Genomic DNA, 20,935 nt, shown 5'->3' on the forward strand with positions numbered 1-20,935 from the left:
ATTGATTTTAACATCACGAACTTTTGACAACATAATCAAGGGCCTCTTTACGGTTATTAACCCCCAGCTTCCCATACGTATTTCGCAAATGAAACTTCACAGTACTGATAGATATAAAAAGCACATCAGATATTTCCATATTGGATTTGCCTTCAAGACTTAATCTGAGTACTTCGAACTCCCTATCTGAAAGAGGCGTATGAATTTTACTGTTTAGCTCACTTGCATTTATAGTAGGTTCTGACGGAATTATATTTAGGTCGATTAGTCTTTTTTCCAAAGCTTCAATTTGCAGGTCTTGAGCTTCTTGTTCAGCTTTTTTCTTTTTAAGCCTCTGCTGGTATATGATCACAATTAGTATCATTACTAGTAGCGAGCAGCCTCCGCCTACAAAAAGGATAATTCTTGAGTTGTATAATTGAGCTCTTTGGAGGTCGGTTTCTAAAGAAAGCCGAGCAATTTCAGCCTCTTTTTGTGCGTTTTCAAATTTAGCCTCCCACTCTGCGATCTTTTGATTTCGGTCTTCATTTACCTGCTCAATTTTAGCAAGGTATGCTTGCTGATGCACCTCGTAAGCCTCTTTATATCTCCCTAAATTTATTAGAACATACGATTTCATCAACAAACCATCAGCAGTGTACATAGTGGTCCCAATTTGCTCTTCCAGGAGTTCTGCAAGTCGGATGTATTGAAGAGCTTCGGAAAATCTGTTTGTCTCAGAGAGCAGTTCCGCATATGTATTATAACTATTATAGAGGCCTGCTTTATCACCCATCTCTTTTTTTAAATCGATTGATTTTTTAAGGTGGAATTCAGATTTTTCAAAATCATCAATATCCAAATAAAGTGTACCAATGTTGTTATGTGCATTGGCCAGCTTATTTCTGTCATCATATTCTTCAGCTATATCGAGCGATTTATGATAGTAAGGAATCGCCTCCTCTGATTTACCCTGATTTTTCAGGATAATTCCGATATTATTTAATGTATTGCTTAGTGAGAGAGTCTGTCCATATTTTTCCTTTAGTTCCGCGGCTTCTTTGTAGTAATCCAAAGCACGATCAAAGTCACCCATTTTGAAATAAGCGTTACCTATATTGTTGATACTGGAGGTAATTCGCTCATCACCAATCTGATCCCTTATCTGACGCGATTGGATCATAAGTTCGATTGCTGTATCATATTTAGCGGCATTCACATAAGTCTGACCTATGTTATTTAGCATGGCTCCAATTAGAACACTATCCTGAAGTTTGATTGCCGTATTGTAAGCCTCATTGTAGTTCCATATAGCCGAGTCATAGTTAGACTGATAAAAGTGGAGGATACCCTGTGCTTGATATGCAGCAGCAAGGCTTCTCTTGTTTTCGATCAGACGAGCCAATGCCAGCGATTTTCTCGCGTAAAAGAAACCTGAGTCAGGATTATTCCTTCGATGTGTAATTGCTAGTTTACCATAGAGAGACACCTTGAGTGAATCATCATCTGTATCATTTATTTGTTTTAGTAGCTCAGAGGTACTTTGGCTGTGAGACAAAAGAGGAAAGATCAATAGGAGAAAAGCAGCATACTTCATCCAACCAAATTAATCAAGCCTGGAAACACAATCAATAGAATAAGAAATAACAATTGAATGACCACAAAAGGAATGATTCCCTGATAAATATGGCTGGTTTTTACTTCCGGTGGAGCGACTCCTTTAAGGTAAAAAAGCGCAAAACCAAAAGGTGGAGTTAGAAAGGAGGTCTGCAAATTGATCGCAAGCAAAATGCCAATCCAGATGAGGTCTACGCCCAAAGTGACAAATATTGGAGCCACCACAGGAACAATGATGAAAACGATCTCGATGAAGTCTATAAAGAACCCGGAAATAAAAACAATAATCATAACTACGATCAGAAAAGTCGTAGCATCCAGATTTGCTCCCTGAATTAGATTGAGCAGTAATTTGTCTCCTTCCAATCCTCGGAAAACTAAAGAAAATGCTGTGGCTCCTACTAAAATCATAAACACCATAGAGGTGAGCATGGTCGTTTCCTTCATTACTTCTTTGAGAATGGAAAGGTTGAATTTCTTACTTACGATAGCTAGTATCATCGCTCCAAAAGCGCCTACTCCAGCTGCTTCAGTAGGGGAAGCCACACCAGCGAAAATGGAACCAAGCACTATCAGAATCAGGATGAAGGGAAACAAAAAGGATTTCACTACTTCCATGGAAAATCCTTCATCACGAAAGTCCTGAAGTTTTTCTTTCGAGACTTTTGGAACCCGTTCAGGATAAATCTGCCCGTAAACAATGATATAAAGCAGATAAATAATCACAAGGCAAATACCGGGAACCACGGCAGCAAGAAACAGGTCTCCCACAGAAACATTCAATACACTACCCAGTAGAACAAGCACAACCGATGGTGGAATGATCTGACCGAGTGTTCCGGAAGAAGCTATTACCCCGGTACTGATTCGCGGGCCATATCCATTCTTCAGCATGGTTGGCAAACTGATCAATCCCATGGTTACCACTGTAGCTCCTACAATCCCTGTGGAGGCTGCAAGCATCGCTCCAACCACTACCACCGCAATGGCAAGACCACCTCTAATATTTCCGAACAGCATACTCATCGTATGGAGTAGTTTTTCTGCAATACCGGATTTTTCCAGCATCATACCCATAAAAATGAAAAGCGGTACTGCCAGCAAAACGAAGTTTTGCATGGTGCCATATACTCGCAGTGAAAGCAAGTAAAAGAAGTCCGTATCGAAGACAATAAGCCCAACAAGGATTGAGATACCACCTAGCGTAAAAGCTACGGGGTATCCAAAAAGAATCAGGAGAAATATTGCTCCGAATAGTATGAGGGGCAAATAGTCCATCATGGTTTGTCGTAGATGAAATAGATGTTGCTGATGGTTTGAAGTGAGTAGTTGCCTTTATCAACTATTTTTTTGGCTGTATTCTGCATTCCCGTCGTATCAATTCCAATCTTTAAGAAATGAGCCCCTTTTTCAAAATCATTAATTTCAACAAATGAGGTAAAGCCAAATTCGTATGTGACAGGGTGTTGGGTTTTAAACCAATCGATATCGTTGATAGGGGTGTCATCAATTTTTACTGAAAGACGATTATTAAAATAAATACTTATTGAATCAGAAGATAATTCATCCCACTTCTTCCCTTTGAGTTTTTTCTCGAATACATGAATGCCACCAAAAACCCCAATATCTTTCATAAAGATCTTTAATGTATTGTCATTGATGATGTCGGACTGAATGGTGCATGCCAGGAAGCTATCCGAATTTCGTATATTTTCATAATTAGCACTATTGTAATCGCCTGCAGCGCTGCTGATGTAATACCTGTCACGCTCATTATCTTTGATGATACTATCCACCCATAGGAATCCGACAACCACGCTTAGCACCACAAACGGGATTAAGTAAGACTTCCAGCCTTTGGTGTTAGATATCAGAACAAGAAGAGACCTCCTGTAGAGAAAAGAAAGAGTGACGATTCTAAAGAAAAAAGCAACATAATAGAACCAGTCTGCTGACCAGTTTTTCCTTCGGAAGTAGCCATTGGTGAGAAAGTCTATAAAAACCAAAATGGTCAGCAGGAAGTAAAAGAGTATCAGTATACCGATTACACCTGCTAGGTAAGTATTATCACTCATCACAGGAGCGATTAGCTCAAAGAAGAAAATAAATGAAAAGATGAAAGAGGCGAAACCGGCAAGTGTACCAAAGAAAATAAAGGAAATACCATAAATGATTGATGAGAGTTCTTCTAGTCTCAGCACCATTTTCACCAGCGAACCGGAATTGGTTAGTTCTTTGTTAAATTTTCCTTTGAACTTCAATGAGGAAACATCTATACCCTTCGGGAAAACATAGCTGAGACCCACTGAAGCTACCCAGATCCCCCTGACCAGAATGTGAAGAATGTAGCCAAAGCTTAACAAGCGAATGGCCTTTTCAATAACCCTAAAAAAACGGTGAAGCTCGCTACCGCGCTCAAACGATTGAAGTGCCCATACTTCCAAAAAATCAGGAATTTGGAATAAAGTGTAAAGTACAAGTGCTGATATCAAAAGCTCTGCCTCCCAGCTATTAAGCTGAATGGTTTTCAGCCAGCTCGGTGTTTTCTCAGCAGATGGTTTACTTATTTTCTTCTCCTCCATGAGCGATGGTTTTGATTGATTGCATAATTAGTGAAGTACCTTGAAGACCCAGCAGGATTAGTCCTAATGGAATGGTTGATTTAATAATCCAGCGCGCAGGTAATCCACCCGGTTGTGGACTGGTTTCACCCAATTGGAAGGAGCTAAAAACGAATGATAAAGATTCCCAAAAACCAATTGCACAAAAAGGGAAAAGTAGGAAGATAGTACCTATTAAGTTAACCCATGCTTTGGATCTTTCAGTAAAGCGATGATAGAATACATCCACCCTTACATGTTTGTCCTCCTTCAATGTGTATCCCGCTCCGAGAAGAAAAATTGCTGCGAATAGGTGCCATTCCATTTCGAATGAAGCTGCAGAGGTAATACTCAATGAATAACGGAGGATTACATCAATCACAATTATCAGCACCAACACAAGTGTGAGCCAGGAAACACCTTTTCCTATTACGTTATTCAGTTTGTCGATTACAGTCACTCGACGAAAATAGTAAAAGAACCGAAACCATCTTCATACCTTTGCAGAATGAAGGATATTCGGAAAGAGACGTTGGAGAGTTTGATGACCTGGTTTGATGCAAACGGAGAAAAGAAATTTCGGGCGAAACAGGTATGGGAATGGTTGTGGGTGAAATCCGCGAAGACATTCGACGAAATGTCCAATCTCTCCAAGCCGCTTAGGGATAAACTTAAAAAGGAGTTCTCCATTAACCACATCACGATCGACAACTCCCAGCTTTCCAACGACGGCACCATTAAATCTGCTTTTCGTCTGCACGATAAACATCTGATTGAAGGAGTGCTTATCCCGGCAGACGATCGTATGACTGCATGCGTTTCCTCTCAGGTAGGTTGCTCACTAAGCTGTAAGTTCTGTGCTACGGGATACATGAAAAGAGAACGCAACCTGGATGGTGGTGAAATTTACGATCAGGTGGTGGCGATAAGGGATCAGGCGGAAGAACACTATCAAAAACCCCTCTCAAACATTGTTTTCATGGGAATGGGTGAACCATTGCTTAACTATAAAGGGATGATGGAAGGGATCGATCGGATCACATCAGAGGATGGACTGAATATGTCTCCAAAGCGGATTACTGTATCAACAGCTGGTATTGCCAAAATGATCAACAAGCTGGCAGATGATGAAGTGAAGTTTAATCTAGCTCTTTCGCTTCATGCTGCGGATGACAAGAAGAGAGATACGATCATGCCGATCAATGAGACAAATACACTTGATGCACTACTAAAGTCGCTAAACTACTTTTATGATAAAACAAGCAATCGCATCACCTTCGAATATATTCTTTTTTATGACTTCAACGATTCGATTGAAGATGCTGAGAAGCTGCTGAAATATGCTCGTAAAGTTCCGGGAGTGCGCATCAACATTATCGAGTACAACCCAATTTCAGAAGCATCCTTTACCAAAGCAGACCCTGAAACTATTGATCGATTTGCCAATCACTTGATTAAGGGTGGAATTCACACAAGCGTGAGAAGAAGTAGAGGAAAAGACATTGATGCTGCATGTGGTCAACTAGCGAATAAATCTAAAGTTGCCTGAACCGATCTTATTCAAAAAAGTAGAAATAGGTATTTTCCCGGAAAGTTGACTTTTTAACTTTTAAGTTAAGTTTGTGTGCTATTTATTATGGAAAAATTAGGAAACTCACTCTTGATCCTGGCTATGGCTTTGATTTTCCAAAGCCATAGTGTGATTACAAAAATCTTTACTCCTCAGCAGGTTGTTGCTACTATTGAAGACAATAGGTTGATTGAAGCTTCCGGGCTGGAAGAATCAATCAAGAATCCAGGCTATTTCTGGACGCACAACGATAGTGACAGTGAACCTATTCTATATTTAATTGATGGTAAAGGATCAATAAAAATGGAGGTCGAATTAGCCGGGATTGAAAACAGGGACTGGGAAGAAATCGTCACGGTGAAAGATGGAAATGAATCTTTTATTTTTATAGGAGAAATTGGAGACAATAAGGCGGTTCATGAATATGTGAGCTTGATCCGAATTGAAGAGCCGGCACTTTCAGAAGTGAACAGAATCACTATTCCATTTAATAGGTTGGAAATCATGAATTTTCAATATGCGGAGGGAGCAAGAGATGCAGAGGCCGTGTTGTATGATTATAATCTGGAAGAATTTGTATTAGTGACAAAGCGAGAGGAAAATGCGATGGTCTATTCTTTTCCATTTATACCTGGCAGATCACAGACATTCATTACATCTAAAGGTACTTTGCCAGCCAGACTATTTACGGCAGCTGATATGAACGAAGAGGGAGAGATTTTACTCAAGCACTACGGAGCTATTTATTATTGGGGATCGTCAAACCAATCAGCTATGGAGCGCATTCTTGCATGGAATCCAATTCAGATAGACTACATCCCTGAACCACAAGGTGAAGCTATTTGCTGGTTCAATCGAGATTTCTACACAATCAGTGAAAAAAATACTGGGAAGCCGCAGGAGATGTTATTCTTCGAAAGGCTCAAGTAGTTCATTGCTCTAATGTCTTAAATTATATATTTATTTTTGCAAAACACATTTTTAATTTCACCACACGACTATGAAAAATTTCAGATTTCTTTTATCAATTTTGACAATTGTTAGTTTAACCTCTCTCTGGACTGGATGCATGTCAGATGATCCAATTGAAGAGGTTGAGAAAAATTACCTAACGGGTACTTTCATTGATTCTCCGGTTCAGGGGTTAACTTATGTAACTTCCGACACTACCGGTAAAACTGATGCCAATGGCACTTTCGTTTATGAAGAAAATGAGATTGCAATTGAATTTAAGCTTGGCGGGCTAAGCTTAGGAATTGTTTCTATTAATGAGACAATTACTCCTTTGGAATTTGGAGGATCCAATGCAACGATTTACACTCCTATTGTAAATAATATCGCTTCATTACTTCAGTCAGTAGATAGTGATGGAGATGCATCAAATGGAATTACAATTGATGAATTAGTTTCTGAACAATTTAACAGTAATACCCTTAGCCTTACTTCTGAGAATTTCGCAAGTGATCTTATCAATTTGATAAATTCAATCAATGTGGAATTAGGAATCGATTTAAATTTCGTACACCCAAATGATGCTGCCGAGCATTTGGCTTCATCCTTGAACCTGGATGGTCAGGTAGAGTTCAGACCTGTTGTTAAAGTAGGAAGAAGATGGGAAGATGGTATCTACTATGCTTATAACACGGTTGGATTTGATGATCCAGATAGTGAATACATTTTTAATGTGATGGGGGACAGTGTGGTATATAATTTTGGAAATGGTACAGCTTATCTTATGAATATGGTCTATGAAGGCGATACGCTATTCGGCTTTGGAAATTTATATTTCTATGTTGGAACAGACTCAATGGGAACATCCTATGAGTATGCTCATCGAAATTCAAGTCCTGGATATGTTGTAGATCACAAAGACACCACATTTATAAGCTATTACAATTATTTAAAAGTATCAGGGGATGAAAATTTAATTGAAGGGGTTTATGAATCGTTTCTTGTTTTCAACAGAAAACGTTTTGATCAGGATCCCTTCAAGATTGAAGTTATTAGCAATAGGTTAGAAATCAGCTCGCTTGATGATGATGATAGCTTGACATTTACAACTTACAACCGATTGGCGGACACCACTTTTCTAACCAAGATACATAGAAATATAATAGAGGATGAAAAGATGTTTCTTGTGCAAATGGAAGGCTCATCATTCTTATTTGCAGAGAGAAATTCCGGGTTCTATCCGGGCTTGATTGCTCGCAAGGAAGATTAGATTTAACTACCAATTTCTTGACACGCACCTGAAATACAATCTATTTCAGGTGCGGTAACCACCGAACAGTCTGATCCGATTCCACTGGTTTCATTATATTCCTCGTTAAGCTCATCATACCTCGTGATCAGCTCATCTAGTTTTTCCTGATCGGTTTCACTTGAGTGAACAATAAACCTTGTTGGCCCACCACATGGTTTTACTCCGATTGCTGTTGCGACACACTGATCTGAAGATTCACAGGATGTCACAATTAAATCTTCGATCTCAGCATAAACGCTGTTCATCTGTCCCAGTAAATCATCAGTTGATAGGGAGTCTTCTTTGCAACTAAAAAGTAGAAGTATGGAAAGAATGAATAGATACTTGCTCATAGCTGTAATTATTTTTTAAGCTAATTGAAGAGCAAATTCTGTGCTATTTTTTACTTGCGTTAAATAATTTTTGCTTCTCGTCTTTGCTTAGGCTTTCGTATCCTTTCTCGGAGATCTTGTCCAGGATGGCATCAATTTCTGCTTGTGGAGTTTTGCCGGCACTCGAAGATTTTGGCTGGTCTGATTTTTTAGTAGGTCTTCTGTTACCGGAGCGATGGGTTACTTTGATTTTAGGCTGAGGCTTGAACATACTCTTCACGAATTGGATAAAGGAGATGACCCAGCTTCCTATATCAGTTCCCTTATTTAGTTGAGAGATGTACATCCATCCAACAAGTGCACCTCCAAGATGGGCTATCTCACCTCCGGCATTCGCGCCAGTAGTTCCAATGAAAGACATAAACACATAGAAGATTGCAATGTATTTAATCTTCACAGGTCCAATGAATAGCAGGAAGAAAGTATAGTTAGGCATGAAAACAGCCGCTCCTACTACAATTGCAAATACACCTGCAGATGCCCCTAGCATCATGGATTCAGCTACCCTATCCCCATAAAATGGAAGAAAATTATATATAAACATATATAGAATGCCACCTGCAAGACCTCCCAAAACATAAAGCGCTATGACCCGCTTGCTATTTAGAAACTCCTGAATGATACGGCCGAACCAAAACAGGAAAAGCATATTGAAGAGGATGTGGAAGAAGTCGAAATGGGTAAAAAAGTAAGTAACAATAGACCAGGGCTGAAGGAGGAAACTTCCAACATCAGCAGGCAATTGGAGCTTACGGAAGATCCAGAAAAATGTATCTGTCGCCCCACTCAGGTCGAAGAATACCTTGAAGACTCTTGCAGCCACAAATACGATTAGGTTGATCAAAATAATCTGAACAACCGCATTGTTGGGCTTGCTCCAGGCATTGCTAAATTCTTCTTTGATTCCTCCGTTCATTTCATTGCTTTAGTAAAACTTCCTGGTATCGTTTTTCCAGAATTTCAACAAAATAAATGCAATTAGCATTCCACTCAAGTGAGCCAGGTGAGCCACATTGTCTCCCGGCATTCGGTTAAACTCAGCGTAAAGCTCATACATCGCATAGAAAAAGACTAAATACTTAGCCTTTATCGGAATGGGCGGGAAGAGTAAAAACAACTCTGTATTTGGAAATAAAAACGCAAACGCAAACAGGATTCCGAATACAGCTCCTGACGCACCAATCATGGTTCCGTTGGTAATAACGCCATCATAGATACTTCTAACAGCAGCCACCGTTTCTCTTTCGTAAGCCGGATTATCGTAGTAGAGATCCAAAAGCTCACCGCCTCGGGCCACATTTATGAATCCTTTATTTTCAATAATGAATTTTTCAAATGCCTCGGGACTAGGGTTTTCCATGTAGGCTTCTGCCGCATTCTTTAATGGCAACTTTTCAATAGCATCCGCTGCACCATATAGCACTCCCGCTCCAATTCCACACACCAGATAAAAAATCAGAAATCTTTTAGAGCCCCAGACCATTTCCAGCATCGGAGCGAACACCAAAACGGCAATCATATTACCAATTAAGTGCCAGGTTCCTCCGTGCAGCCACATGTAGGTCAAAAACTGATAAGGGGCAAACTCTGATGAATAGATCACCTTAAGGCCAAGCCACTCTGAAAGAGGAATGCGAAGCAGTGAGGTCAGCAATAAAATTGCTACGTTGATGATCAGTATATTTTTGGCTACCGGGGTGAGTCTTCTAAACACGTTATTTGTCTCTTAGTTTATGTAATTCTTTAGTATCCAAAATTGAATCAAATCTTTGTGAAGCAATACCTTTCTTCAATTTTTTGTCTCCTGTCCACAACTTGCTATTTAACTCGATAGCCAATGCTACAAAAGGCGTATCAGCCGGATCAACATCCTCAACAAGATTCAATGCATTTGACCATGATTCGTTGGATAAAGTCTCTAACGATATTAAATGAATATGTTTGAATAAATAAATTTTTAGTTCTTCAAGTTCTCTTTCAGAAAGGCCTGAAATTTTTAAAAGCTTAGCCTCATGTTCCTTTAGCTCGGCTAAAATTGTAGATGGGCTGTAGAAGGAGAAGGACTCAGAAGAATTAAGAATGAGGTCTGAAATAGTGCTTTTGGAATTTAATAGGGCACTGAAAACAATGTTCGTGTCTACTACAATTTTCACTTTACAAAGCGATCCTTATTCCTATCCCACCATTGATTCTTGGATTGGTTAGCCAACTCATCTATTTGATCATCGGTTGCATTACTTTTTGAAGCAATTTCCCTAAACCGGATAAACTCAAGCAATCGCTCTACCCCATTTAAGTCAGTAGATTTAGGAACCCTGATCAATATTTCATCTTTTGTTTGCTCAATGTTCATACAATAAAATTAACGTTATTGGAATTAACAACTTCCATTTTCCAACTTCTAACTTTTTCTAAACCACTCATTTATTTGGTCTAAGCTAACCAAAACATACGTGGGATTACCATCCGGTGTATAGTTTGGTTGAGCACATGCAAAGAGTCGGTCCATCAGGTGATCCATCTCTTCTTCCTTCAGTTTATTGCATCGGTTTCCGGCCGTTCTTTTGGCCAGTGCCCGAGCTAAACTTTCATTTTTCGGAAGGTCCAGTTTCTCAGCATTAAATTTATACTGCTCTATTAGACCTTCAAAGACCTCCTTTTCGTTGCAGGGTGCAAGCTCGGATGGAATTCCCTGAATCACAATCATGCTTTCACCCATCTGCTCAAACTCAAAACCCAGCTGATTAATCTCACTTTTAAGTTCCATCGTAAGAGCAAAATCTGATGCATTCAAACTTACCTGCTGTGGAAACATACATGATTGTGAAGTACCGGTTCCGCTTTTCATCGAACGCTGATATTGTTCAAACAGGATTCGCTCCAAAGCAGAAACCTTGTCCAGAACCACCATGCCACTCTTCACCTGGCGAAGCAAATAACGTCCATGAAGGTGATATGTTGGCTTTTTTTCTTCCTGCTCGGCAGGCTGATTCATGGAGCTACTGAAGGTAGTCTGCACCACACGCTCTTTTTCGGCTTCCTCAATGGTGGCAATTTCTTCTTGCGAGGCGGAAGCATACAGCTCATTTAGTTTATCCAGTCGTTCCTGGTTGCTTTCCAGCGATCGAAAAGAACTATAATCACGGTCTTTCTGTGAGGTGGAACCCTGGCTTTCGCGTTGAATATTTAGATGCTCAAAACTGACATCTGCAGAAAAATCGAGTGAAGGTGTGACATTAAATGAGGCCAATGCCTGTCTAACAGCTGAGTTTATAACCCCATAAAGCATTCGGTCATCATCAAATTTCACCTCTGTTTTTGTTGGGTGCACATTGATGTCTACATGCACAGGGTCAATCTCGATGAACAAAACATAAAAAGGAAAATAGTCTTCTTTTAGCAAACCCTGATAAGCCCGAACGACTGAATGGTTCAGGTAACTGTTTTTGATAAATCGATTGTTGATGAAGAAAAACTGTTCACCACGCGTTTTTTTAGCATTTTCAGGTTTTCCGATATAACCGGTTATTTTCACAAATTCTGTCTCTTCGCTACATGGGACCAGCTGTTGCTGATAGTTTTTACCGAAAAGCTGAACAATTCTTCTGCTTAGCTTGCCAGCATCGAGCTTATATGTCTCCAGATCATTTTGAACCATTGAAAATGCCACTTCAGGATTGGAAAGCGCAACACGTTGAAATTCATCATTAATATGACGAAGCTCTACCGGATTTGATTTAAGAAAATTTCGCCGTGCCGGAACATTGTAGAAAAGATTTTTCACGCAGATGGACGTGCCCTTATTGAAAGCAATTGGTTCCTGGCTTTTTACTTCGGAAGATTCAATGATCAATTGCGTACCCAACTCATTTTCTTCTTGTCGGGTCTTGAGTTCCACTTGAGCAACGGCAGCAATAGAAGCCATGGCCTCCCCTCTAAAGCCAAGCGTGCGAATTTTAAAAAGATCTTCTGAGGTTCTAATCTTAGATGTAGCATGCCGTTCAAAACTCATACGGGCATCTGTTCCGGACATCCCACATCCATTATCTACTACCTGAATGAGTGCTTTTCCAGCATCTTTTACGATAAGCTTTATCGACGTAGCTCCCGCATCAATGCTATTCTCGAGCATCTCCTTCACCACAGAAGCAGGGCGTTGTACTACCTCACCAGCTGCAATTTGATTGGCAATACTATCTGGAAGTAAGTGAATGACATCACTCATTTGCGTTTTCTCAATGTGGTAAGACGATAAATGAGATAGACAGAAAGGATTATCCAGAGGAGGTAATAAAAGACCCCATTGCCAAACTGTAACCAACCTAGCACCATTAGTCCAAGCAACGCTGCAATCCCTAATTGAATAAAGGATGTAGCTGGAGCTGATTTTGTTTTTCGCTTAAAATTAATTTTTGAAGGCTGATAATCTCCGCTTTCTTTCCCTTCCATTCGCTCTTTAATTTTTTGAGTACGTTCCTTTATCTCCTCTTTCACAGGATCGTAATACCTGGGCTTTATTCGAAATTGTTGATGTTTTGGTAGACGAAAAAGAGATGGAAATCGCATTGGGTATACTTATTGGTCGAATGTTGTGTTAATGAACACGACTTGAATGAAAAATTGTTCAAATTTAATGTTATGTTGCCGTTTATGAGAGGATATCTCGTATTAGTATTCGTCTTATTGAGCATGTTCACCACTGCCTCCAATCCCGAATTAAAAGAGGAAGTGTGGATAGATGGCGATTCTTTTTATAAATCTATTGGTCATAAGAAAAAGTCAACCATCTATTTTCGAACCTGGTCGGGGTATGTGAGTCAATTTCTGGAAGATGACAGTTACTATGTCGCCATGCAACTGGATCAATCTTTTGACCCGCTCCCAAAAGATGCCATTGAGCTACCATCTTTAGCAACACTGGCCGCCATTGGCGATGACGAGTTGAGGAAAAACTACTTCCGGTTTCTGGAAAGTTTTGGGAGAACATATGGCATCAACCACATGGTGTTGCCCGACACAATCGAGTTTTCAGCATATGAGAAGGAAGTAATAAATCAGGCGAACAGGCATTCTCCTTATTATTTCCTTCATAAATCTTCACTTTCTCGCACCATTCCGGGTTCACGCAAAGAATTTGAAAATGAAGCAGAATCCAGCCCCACCATTTGGATAGCGGACCAGGATATCAACACAAAAAAACTAAATAAATGGAGTGAAAAACTCGAAAGTGACCGGCGTGTCTCTTTTTATTCAAGTCTACGAAAAGCAAAGCAAGCGGAATATTTACCAGCCTATGAGCTTCCTCATTCTTTAGCCAGATCTGTTTTTGCTGCAAGCACTGTGGCGATCGACTCAAAAAATGTATTCCCACTTAAGACCTCCTTGATTACTTATCTGGGGATGGATCAGCAGTTAAAAAAGCGATTGAAACAATATGTACATGTTTTAGACTATCGAATGCCCGGAGTACCCTGTCTCGTTGATGCCCGAAATCATGAGGGTAAAGTATATGACGAGGATATTATTCTCCAGGTTGGAATGAAAGAAGCAGATCATATTTCGTTGATTCTGCCAGAGGTGACCATTCCCAATCAGGATATACTCATCGCAAAGATGCTTTTTGGAGCTCATGAGGTCATTGGTCGAAACAACCACCCCTTTTCCAGGCGTATAGAAAACCCAAAATTCATTGGCTACACTGATCTTGAAACCGCAGGAATGAACGCCAACCATCTTCAATGGATTGACTCGCTTGCTATTGATGCAATAAAGAAATACGCCACACCGGGAATGCAATTAGCAGTTGTAAAGGGTGGGGATCTTGTTTTTGAAAAGGCATATGGATTCTACACATACGATAGCTTGCGGAAGGTTTCCAAAGAGACAGTATATGATATAGCATCTGTAACAAAAGTGGCAGCAACTTTACCTGCTATCGCATTACTGTTGGATCAGGGAAAAATACATCTTGATGATTCTTTGAGTCGTCACTTATCCATTTTTGAAAAATCGAATAAGTCTTCGGTAACCATTCGTCAATTACTGGCACATAATTCCGGATTGCGATCTTATGTACCATTCTGGAGTATGATGATGAATGGTGATCGACTAGATGCATTTTATTACAAAACCCCGGAAGATGAAGCCAAAGATATTAGAACCTATGGATTGGAACCTCATCCGAGTATGGTTGATTCGCTAAAGAGTTTTATTGTACAATCACAGCTCATTAAAAATCCGGATTCCTATAATTACAGCGATCTAGGGTTCATGATACTACATATGATTGTTGAGGAAGTCTCAGGGAAGCCGTTTGACCAATTCTTAAAGAATGAGTTTTATGATCCAATGGGCTTGACTCGTACTACCTTTAACCCTATTCGAAATGGAATCTCTCCTAAGGATATTGTTCCAACTGAATATGATCAGCGATATCGCAAGTATCAGGTGTGGGGAGAAGTTCATGACCGAAATGCACTGGTGTTTGGTGGCGTGGCAGGACATGCAGGGTTGTTTTCCACAGCTACAGATTTAGCAAAAATGATGACCATGTTTTTGAATGGAGGGTACTATGGTGGTCGTCAATATATTTCCAGGGAAACATTGGATTTGCTAAATATCAGGTACTTTGATGGAAACCGCAGAGGACTTGGCTGGGATAAAAAAGATGGCAAGAAAGATTCAGCGTCTTCATTAGCCAGTGATGAAAGCTTTGGGCATACAGGATTTACCGGAACTATGGTTTGGGCTGATCCTGAGCATGATTTAATCTATGTTTTCCTGTCAAATCGAATCTATCCGGATGCAGACAATTGGAAGTTAGGACATCTAAACACACGGACACATATCCATGATGTCATTTATCAGTCGCTGGAAAGTTTTGAATGACGAAACTAAAAGTTCACTCTATCGGTTTAATTCCCTTAAAGAAAATAACCTCTTAAAATGAAGGTAGGAATAGTATGTTATCCCACGTATGGCGGGAGTGGTGTTGTAGCAACAGAACTTGGCAAGGCCCTTGCCAAGGAAGGGCATGAGATCCACTTTATCACTTATTCCCAGCCTACCAGGTTGGATTTCTTTAACCCGAACCTTTATTATCATGAGGTGAGTGTCAAGTCATACCCGCTGTTTCAATATCCTCCATACGAGTTGGCTTTAGCCAGCAAGATGGTAGATGTGGTTTTAAATGAAAAACTTGACTTACTGCATGTTCATTATGCTGTTCCGCATGCTTCGGCGGCTTACATGGCGCAACAAATCTTGAAAACTAAAGGATATGAGATTCCTTTTATCACCACACTTCATGGTACCGATATTACCATCGTTGGAAAAGATGCTACAAACGAACCAGTAGTAACCTTCTCAATAAATGAATCCGATGGTGTAACTGCTGTTTCTGAAGATTTGAAAAAAGATACTTTAGAACATTTTGATGTGACTGTGCCTATTGAAGTCATCCCCAACTTCATAGATTTGGAGCGCTTCAAAAAACAGCCCAAAGAGCATTTCAAGAAAGCGATTTGTCCGAACGGAGAGAAACTGGTGGTTCACACATCTAATTTCAGGAAAGTAAAGAGGGTAGACGATGTACTAAAAGTTTTTTGTGAGCTGAGAAAAGTAGTACCATCGAAACTCTTGCTCATAGGTGATGGACCTGAGCGAAAGAAAATGGAGGACATGGCACGCGAAATCTGTACAGAAGACATTCGATTCCTGGGTAAACTTGAGGCTGTAGAAGAAGTTTTGTCTGTCAGTGATCTGTTTTTGATGACATCAGAAAAGGAAAGCTTTGGTTTGGCAGCCTTGGAGGCAATGGCATGTGAAGTGCCGGTGATTTCATCCAATGCTGGTGGACTTCCAGAGCTCAACCAGGAAGGAAAATCCGGATACGTTTGTGATGTAGGTGATATTGATACAATGGTCAAACAAGCTATTCATATTCTTGATAATGAAAATCTGGATTCCTTTAAAAAAGGTGCATTGGCTCGGGCGAAAGAATTCGACATAACAAATATTTTGCCTATGTACGAGAGTTATTATCAATCCGTTTTAGAGAAACATAAAAAGTCATTATCCGAAAGTTTATAAAAATTAGGGTTTCTTTTCTCTAATTTTGCCTTTGAACGAAACAAGCAAATGGAACTAAAAAACAAACCACACGCGAAAGGAACGAAAGCACTTTTCAAAAATAAATTTATGGAAAGGCTAACGAGAACCCATATAGCTATTCCATTGGTGGTGTTCTCAGTTATATCTATAGGTCTGATGATCTATGGATTTCAGCATTCCTACCTGAATACAATAAATGCTGTTTTATTGTTCATAGGGGGATTTATGGCTTTTACTTTAGTTGAGTATTTGATGCATCGGTATGTTTTTCATTTGACTCCAACAACCGAGAAGAGAGAAAAATTTGCTTATACAGTGCATGGAGTCCACCATGACTACCCAAAAGACAAAGATCGCCTGGCTATGCCAATTCCACTTAGTCTGGCTCTTTCAACAGGATTTTTCTTCTTGTTTCAGTTTATTATGGGAGTAAATGTATTTGGTTTCTTGCCCGGATTCCTTATGGGCTATGCGTATTACTTGTGGATTCATTATATGGTTCATGCTTTTCAGCCGCCAAAAAATTTCTGGAAGGTACTATGGGTACATCATGGAATTCACCATTACAAGGATCCGGGAAATGCTTTTGGTGTTTCCTCACCATTTTGGGATTTGGTGTTTGGCACAATGCCTAAGAAGTAATTATTTATTATTCTTCTTTTTTTGCTTAGCAGCCTTCTTTGCTTCTCTGGCTTTTCGCTTTTCAGGAGATGCCGGCTCTAGTGTTGCTTTAAACAAAAAATCCCGTGTTCCCCAGAACAAACTGGTGATCAATGTTGCGAATATGGGTCTTCTGCCTGGCATAATCTGTTAAAAATCTAACGTTAATTTAACGCAAAAAATTCTCAATTCATTGCATTGATAATTTTTTGAAGATAATAGACTCTATTGAGGCCTACCAAGAATAGGGAAAGGCTAGTTTAAACTTCTTTTTCAAAATTGCTTCCTGCATTATTATGAAATCAAGGAAATCATTCTTGCCTGTTTTTAGTTAAGTTAATGCTATGATCGGATACCGATTTACTGAATTCATCCCTGAGAAAAATCCGGAGCAGACCACCTTTGATAATCTGCTCAATATTTTTTTTCAACTGCTCGTCATCACTTCTGGAGATGTCAATGAAGCATTGAGCTGGCTGACAAATCTCGATCGTGAGCATGGAATTTCGAATGCGGAATATGGCATTGGGGATTTTATCGATGACCTTCGAAACAAAGGATACATCGATGATAAAAATGAGAAAGGTGAATTCAGGATTACAGCTAAGAGCGAGCAAGAGATTAGAAAAAGTGCGCTGGAGGAAATTTTCGGTAAGCTGAAGAAATCAGGAAAAGGCAGTCATAGAACGGATCATACCGGAATTGGTGATGAAATCACATCTGACTATCGTGAGTTTCAGTTTGGGGACTCTTTGGAACAGATTGAAATGACTGAAAGCCTAAGAAACGCACAAATCAATCATGGACTAAATGATCTAACACTCACAGAAAATGATTTGGAAATACGTGAGCGAGAATACAAAACTCAAACTTCCACGGTTCTGATGATTGACATAAGCCACTCCATGATCTTATATGGAGAAGACCGGATCACACCAGCGAAAAAGGTAGCAATGGCTTTGGCAGAGCTGATAAAGAGAAAGTATCCTAAAGACACCCTTGATGTGATTGTATTTGGCAATGATGCCTGGCAGATTGAGGTGAAGGATTTACCTTATTTAAATGTCGGCCCTTACCACACGAACACAGTAGCTGGATTAGAGTTAGCGATGGATTTGCTTCGCAGAAGGAAAAATAAGAATAAGCAAATTTTTATGATCACGGATGGCAAGCCTACTTGTCTGAAGGAGGGGATCAAATACTATAAAAACAGCTTCGGACTGGATCCGAAAATTTTAAACAAAACCTTAAACCTGGCTGCTCAGTGTCGTAGGATTAAAATACCAATCACCACATTTATGATTGCTTCGGATCCATATCTTCAGGAGTTTGTAAGGGAGTTTACAGAAGTAAACAATGGCAATGCATATTACAGTAGTTTACAGGGTTTGGGTAATCTTATTTTTGAGGATTATCGAAGAAACAGAAGAAAAAATCTGTAGTGCTTTTTCGCATATAGAAAAATACAATTGATGAAATACCAGAATTTAAACGCCGATCAAAAAACTAAGATCAGCACACTAGGAGCCTTAAAAAAAGCAGGATACGTTCCTCAGTCCATAAAGGAAGAACTGCGAAGCAACCTGATTAAGACGAAGCGAGCCGGAGAAAATATTTTTGAAGGAATATGGGGTTATGAAGATTCAGTCATACCGGATGTAGAGAGAGCGATACTTTCTCGTCATAACATTAATTTTTTAGGACTCAGAGGGCAGGCAAAAACCAGAATGGCTCGGATGATGACTCGTTTGCTTGATGAATATATTCCAGTGATACAAGATGCCCCACTTAATGATGATCCACTGAATCCAATATCGAAATTTGCAAGGGACATAGTAGCTGAGCATGGTGATGATACACCCATTGGATGGATGCATCGGGATGAGCGCTACACAGAAAAGCTGGCTACCCCTGATGTGACGATAGCCGATTTGATTGGAGATGTTGATCCCATTAAAGCAGCCAGTTTAAAGCTTCCGTATTCCGATGAGCGAGTAATCCATTTTGGACTGGTGCCAAGATCACATCGCGGGATATTTGTCATCAATGAGCTACCGGATTTACAAGCCAGAATTCAGGTAGCCTTATTCAATATTTTGCAGGAAGGGGACATTCAAATCAGGGGCTTCAAACTGCGAATGCCATTGGATGTTCAATTTGTTTTTACTGCCAATCCTGAAGATTACACTAATAGAGGGTCAATTGTCACACCTCTAAAAGATCGTATCGACAGTCAAATCATCACGCACTACCCATCATCAATTGATATAGGAAAGAAGATCACTAATCAGGAAGCAATTCTCTCAAAAGAACAACAGGAAAACATAGAAATCTTTGATCTGGCTAAAGATTTGATTGAGCAAATTGCGATTGAAGCCAGGGATAGTGAGTATGTGGATGCGAAAAGTGGAGTCTCCGCACGGCTTACTATTTCAGCGTATGAAAATTTAGTGAGTGCTTGCGAGCGACGAATGCTTATGAGTGGTGATGATAAAACCAATGTTCGGTTAACAGATTTTATCGGGGTGATTCCTGCCATCACCGGGAAAGTGGAGTTGGTTTATGAAGGTGAGCAGGAAGGGCCGGGGATTGTGGCAAACAATCTGGTAGGTAAAGCCATCCGATCACAATTCACCAATTATTTTCCTGATCCCGAAAAGGAGCGTAAAAAGGAAAAGGGAAACACCTACGAGCCGATCAAAGATTGGTTTGAAAAAGGGAATATGGTGGATTTGATTTTTGATGCCAAAGAGAAAGATTACCGGAAAGAACTGAAGGAAATTCCCGGCCTTGAAAAACTAATTGATAAGTACCAGAAAACTTCTCATGAAGGATTTAAGTACTTTCTTATGGAATTTGCGTTATTTGGATTAGCGGAATATAGTATGCTAAGCAAGCATCAACTGGAGCAGGGAATGCAATTCAAGGATTTATTCACAAGCATGTTTTCCATGCCCGAAATGGGGGATGATGAATGAAAGTGAAGGTCTTTGCCAAGCGAATTGAAGGACAGATAAGAACACAAATCCCATGTGGCCGACGAGCAGGAACGATACACATGAAAAGGTTAAGGAGGCACTTAAGTTAATTCGACAGGGAGAGGGCCAGTTAGTAGAATTTAAAAACAAGGCAAAATTTCCTGAGAAGATTATACGAGAGGTTGTTGCTTTCGCTAATTCTTACGGTGGTCATTTATTTATTGGAGTCAATGACGATGGGTCATTGGCAGGCTTGAAGTACCCCGAAGATGAGGAGTATGTTTTAACCAAAGCGATTTCTGAATTGTGCAGACCGGCAATCAGTTTTACAGTTGATCTACTGCAGGTTCGTGAAGACATTGAAATCCTTCATTACCACATTCACGAAAGTAAAAGCAAACCTCACTTTGCCTTTTTAGATAAAAAACATCGCTATGGTAAAGCATTCGTCAGATCTGCAGACCATTCTATACAAGCGAGCTATGAGGTGAGGCAGATTTTGAAGCGTAGTAAAAAGGCACATCGGCCAATCGAATTTGAGGAGAAGACCCGGCAACTATTTAAGTATTTTGAAGATCATCCCGGAATTACACTTTCAGAATATTCAGAATTAAGCGGGCTGAATAAAAAGCTTGCTTCTAATAAGTTAATCCATTTGGCTTTATCCGGTGCTTTAAAAATTGAACCGAAGGAAGGAGGGGACATCTTCTTGCCGGCCGAATAATTTTCCTCAAATTCTAAGGGTTTCACTTCTTTTTTTCAGGCGAAACTCCAATATTACAGTC

At 39.9% G+C, this 20,935-nt stretch carries 21 protein-coding genes; 9 read left to right on the plus strand and 12 right to left on the minus strand.

The genetic code is table 11. From position 1 onward, the window contains the following. Window positions 1-13: 13 nt before the first annotated feature. From RIC88_RS08645 to RIC88_RS08660, 4 genes are read right to left on the minus strand one after another with little or no spacing between them, the layout of a single operon-like run. On the minus strand, window positions 14-1,576 hold the full coding sequence (locus RIC88_RS08645) for a tetratricopeptide repeat protein (protein ID WP_350217139.1): 1,563 nt from the start codon (window positions 1,574-1,576) through the stop codon (window positions 14-16). Beyond that, window positions 1,573-2,877: a TRAP transporter large permease gene (locus RIC88_RS08650; RefSeq protein ID WP_350217140.1), complete on the minus strand. Its 1,305-nt coding sequence runs from the start codon at window positions 2,875-2,877 to the stop codon at window positions 1,573-1,575. Before RIC88_RS08650 ends, RIC88_RS08645 begins: the two co-directional genes overlap by 4 nt. Next, window positions 2,874-4,178 carry a hypothetical protein gene (locus tag RIC88_RS08655; protein WP_350217141.1) on the minus strand — a complete coding sequence of 435 codons (1,305 nt, stop codon included), beginning with the start codon at window positions 4,176-4,178 and terminating at the stop codon, window positions 2,874-2,876. Before RIC88_RS08655 ends, RIC88_RS08650 begins: the two co-directional genes overlap by 4 nt. Then, window positions 4,156-4,656, minus strand: a complete 501-nt coding sequence (locus RIC88_RS08660; RefSeq protein ID WP_350217142.1) for a TRAP transporter small permease subunit — start codon at window positions 4,654-4,656, stop codon at window positions 4,156-4,158. Before RIC88_RS08660 ends, RIC88_RS08655 begins: the two co-directional genes overlap by 23 nt. Window positions 4,657-4,704: 48 nt before the next feature. Between RIC88_RS08660 and rlmN the strand changes: the two genes are divergently transcribed. From rlmN to RIC88_RS08675, 3 genes are all read left to right on the plus strand, one after another. After that, window positions 4,705-5,745 (plus strand): dual-specificity RNA methyltransferase RlmN, encoded by a 1,041-nt coding sequence (gene rlmN / locus RIC88_RS08665; protein WP_350217143.1) that lies wholly within the window; start codon window positions 4,705-4,707, stop codon window positions 5,743-5,745. An 87-nt stretch (window positions 5,746-5,832) separates the two neighbouring features. After that, the gene (locus RIC88_RS08670; protein WP_350217144.1) at window positions 5,833-6,696 is read left to right on the plus strand and encodes a hypothetical protein; all 864 of its coding nucleotides are present in this window, start codon (window positions 5,833-5,835) and stop codon (window positions 6,694-6,696) included. 70 nt (window positions 6,697-6,766) lie between these two features. Further along, entirely contained in the window at window positions 6,767-7,987 is a 1,221-nt protein-coding gene (locus RIC88_RS08675; protein ID WP_350217145.1) for a hypothetical protein, read from the plus strand. A 2-nt stretch (window positions 7,988-7,989) separates the two neighbouring features. On the opposite strand, the gene RIC88_RS08680 is transcribed toward RIC88_RS08675, so the two are convergent. From RIC88_RS08680 to RIC88_RS08710, 7 genes are read right to left on the minus strand one after another with little or no spacing between them, the layout of a single operon-like run. Further along, window positions 7,990-8,361 (minus strand): hypothetical protein, encoded by a 372-nt coding sequence (locus tag RIC88_RS08680; RefSeq protein ID WP_350217146.1) that lies wholly within the window; start codon window positions 8,359-8,361, stop codon window positions 7,990-7,992. A 43-nt stretch (window positions 8,362-8,404) separates the two neighbouring features. Further along, window positions 8,405-9,316: a rhomboid family intramembrane serine protease gene (locus RIC88_RS08685; RefSeq protein ID WP_350217147.1), complete on the minus strand. Its 912-nt coding sequence runs from the start codon at window positions 9,314-9,316 to the stop codon at window positions 8,405-8,407. Window positions 9,317-9,325: 9 nt separating this feature from the next. Then, window positions 9,326-10,114: a rhomboid family intramembrane serine protease gene (locus RIC88_RS08690; protein WP_350217148.1), complete on the minus strand. Its 789-nt coding sequence runs from the start codon at window positions 10,112-10,114 to the stop codon at window positions 9,326-9,328. 1 nt (window position 10,115) lies between these two features. Continuing rightward, window positions 10,116-10,553 carry a PIN domain-containing protein gene (locus tag RIC88_RS08695; protein ID WP_350217149.1) on the minus strand — a complete coding sequence of 146 codons (438 nt, stop codon included), beginning with the start codon at window positions 10,551-10,553 and terminating at the stop codon, window positions 10,116-10,118. Next, complete coding sequence (locus tag RIC88_RS08700) at window positions 10,550-10,753, minus strand: hypothetical protein (protein WP_350217150.1); 204 nt, start codon at window positions 10,751-10,753, stop codon at window positions 10,550-10,552. Before RIC88_RS08700 ends, RIC88_RS08695 begins: the two co-directional genes overlap by 4 nt. 48 nt (window positions 10,754-10,801) lie before the next feature. Beyond that, window positions 10,802-12,625 carry a DNA mismatch repair endonuclease MutL gene (gene mutL / locus RIC88_RS08705; RefSeq protein WP_350217151.1) on the minus strand — a complete coding sequence of 608 codons (1,824 nt, stop codon included), beginning with the start codon at window positions 12,623-12,625 and terminating at the stop codon, window positions 10,802-10,804. Beyond that, the gene (locus tag RIC88_RS08710) at window positions 12,622-12,966 is read right to left on the minus strand and encodes a hypothetical protein (RefSeq protein WP_350217152.1); all 345 of its coding nucleotides are present in this window, start codon (window positions 12,964-12,966) and stop codon (window positions 12,622-12,624) included. The genes mutL and RIC88_RS08710 overlap by 4 nt, the downstream gene beginning before the upstream one ends. Window positions 12,967-13,050: 84 nt before the next feature. On the opposite strand from RIC88_RS08710, the gene RIC88_RS08715 reads away from it, so the two are divergent. From RIC88_RS08715 to RIC88_RS08725, 3 genes are all read left to right on the plus strand, one after another. Then, window positions 13,051-15,288, plus strand: coding sequence for a serine hydrolase domain-containing protein (locus RIC88_RS08715; protein WP_350217153.1), 2,238 nt, complete (start codon window positions 13,051-13,053; stop codon window positions 15,286-15,288). 57 nt (window positions 15,289-15,345) lie between these two features. Then, window positions 15,346-16,491 carry an N-acetyl-alpha-D-glucosaminyl L-malate synthase BshA gene (gene bshA / locus RIC88_RS08720; protein ID WP_350217154.1) on the plus strand — a complete coding sequence of 382 codons (1,146 nt, stop codon included), beginning with the start codon at window positions 15,346-15,348 and terminating at the stop codon, window positions 16,489-16,491. Window positions 16,492-16,599: 108 nt separating this feature from the next. Next, complete coding sequence (locus RIC88_RS08725; protein ID WP_350217155.1) at window positions 16,600-17,154, plus strand: sterol desaturase family protein; 555 nt, start codon at window positions 16,600-16,602, stop codon at window positions 17,152-17,154. On the opposite strand, the gene RIC88_RS08730 is transcribed toward RIC88_RS08725, so the two are convergent. Then, window positions 17,155-17,316, minus strand: a complete 162-nt coding sequence (locus RIC88_RS08730) for a hypothetical protein (RefSeq protein WP_350217156.1) — start codon at window positions 17,314-17,316, stop codon at window positions 17,155-17,157. Window positions 17,317-17,516: 200 nt separating this feature from the next. Between RIC88_RS08730 and RIC88_RS08735 the strand changes: the two genes are divergently transcribed. From RIC88_RS08735 to RIC88_RS08745, 3 genes are read left to right on the plus strand one after another with little or no spacing between them, the layout of a single operon-like run. Continuing rightward, the gene (locus RIC88_RS08735) at window positions 17,517-18,614 is read left to right on the plus strand and encodes a vWA domain-containing protein (RefSeq protein WP_350217157.1); all 1,098 of its coding nucleotides are present in this window, start codon (window positions 17,517-17,519) and stop codon (window positions 18,612-18,614) included. Between the two features lie 30 nt (window positions 18,615-18,644). Continuing rightward, window positions 18,645-20,150 (plus strand): sigma 54-interacting transcriptional regulator, encoded by a 1,506-nt coding sequence (locus RIC88_RS08740; protein WP_350217158.1) that lies wholly within the window; start codon window positions 18,645-18,647, stop codon window positions 20,148-20,150. Window positions 20,151-20,202: 52 nt separating this feature from the next. Continuing rightward, entirely contained in the window at window positions 20,203-20,874 is a 672-nt protein-coding gene (locus RIC88_RS08745; RefSeq protein WP_350217159.1) for an AlbA family DNA-binding domain-containing protein, read from the plus strand. The last annotated feature ends 61 nt before the right edge of the window (window positions 20,875-20,935 follow it).

This window comes from Ekhidna sp., from assembly GCF_040220215.1.
Lineage (GTDB): Bacteria > Bacteroidota > Bacteroidia > Cytophagales > Cyclobacteriaceae > Ekhidna.

Coding starts and splice junctions, on each gene's coding strand:
- RIC88_RS08645 (WP_350217139.1), bottom strand. CDS start 1,576: ATGAAGTATGCTGCTTTTCTCCTATTGATCTTTCCTCTTTTGTCTCAC.
- RIC88_RS08650 (WP_350217140.1), bottom strand. CDS start 2,877: ATGATGGACTATTTGCCCCTCATACTATTCGGAGCAATATTTCTCCTG.
- RIC88_RS08655 (WP_350217141.1), bottom strand. CDS start 4,178: ATGGAGGAGAAGAAAATAAGTAAACCATCTGCTGAGAAAACACCGAGC.
- rlmN (WP_350217143.1), top strand. CDS start 4,705: ATGAAGGATATTCGGAAAGAGACGTTGGAGAGTTTGATGACCTGGTTT.
- RIC88_RS08670 (WP_350217144.1), top strand. CDS start 5,833: ATGGAAAAATTAGGAAACTCACTCTTGATCCTGGCTATGGCTTTGATT.
- RIC88_RS08675 (WP_350217145.1), top strand. CDS start 6,767: ATGAAAAATTTCAGATTTCTTTTATCAATTTTGACAATTGTTAGTTTA.
- RIC88_RS08680 (WP_350217146.1), bottom strand. CDS start 8,361: ATGAGCAAGTATCTATTCATTCTTTCCATACTTCTACTTTTTAGTTGC.
- RIC88_RS08685 (WP_350217147.1), bottom strand. CDS start 9,316: ATGAACGGAGGAATCAAAGAAGAATTTAGCAATGCCTGGAGCAAGCCC.
- RIC88_RS08700 (WP_350217150.1), bottom strand. CDS start 10,753: ATGAACATTGAGCAAACAAAAGATGAAATATTGATCAGGGTTCCTAAA.
- mutL (WP_350217151.1), bottom strand. CDS start 12,625: ATGAGTGATGTCATTCACTTACTTCCAGATAGTATTGCCAATCAAATT.
- RIC88_RS08710 (WP_350217152.1), bottom strand. CDS start 12,966: ATGCGATTTCCATCTCTTTTTCGTCTACCAAAACATCAACAATTTCGA.
- RIC88_RS08715 (WP_350217153.1), top strand. CDS start 13,051: ATGAGAGGATATCTCGTATTAGTATTCGTCTTATTGAGCATGTTCACC.
- bshA (WP_350217154.1), top strand. CDS start 15,346: ATGAAGGTAGGAATAGTATGTTATCCCACGTATGGCGGGAGTGGTGTT.
- RIC88_RS08725 (WP_350217155.1), top strand. CDS start 16,600: ATGGAAAGGCTAACGAGAACCCATATAGCTATTCCATTGGTGGTGTTC.
- RIC88_RS08730 (WP_350217156.1), bottom strand. CDS start 17,316: ATGCCAGGCAGAAGACCCATATTCGCAACATTGATCACCAGTTTGTTC.
- RIC88_RS08735 (WP_350217157.1), top strand. CDS start 17,517: ATGATCGGATACCGATTTACTGAATTCATCCCTGAGAAAAATCCGGAG.
- RIC88_RS08740 (WP_350217158.1), top strand. CDS start 18,645: ATGAAATACCAGAATTTAAACGCCGATCAAAAAACTAAGATCAGCACA.
- RIC88_RS08745 (WP_350217159.1), top strand. CDS start 20,203: ATGTGGCCGACGAGCAGGAACGATACACATGAAAAGGTTAAGGAGGCA.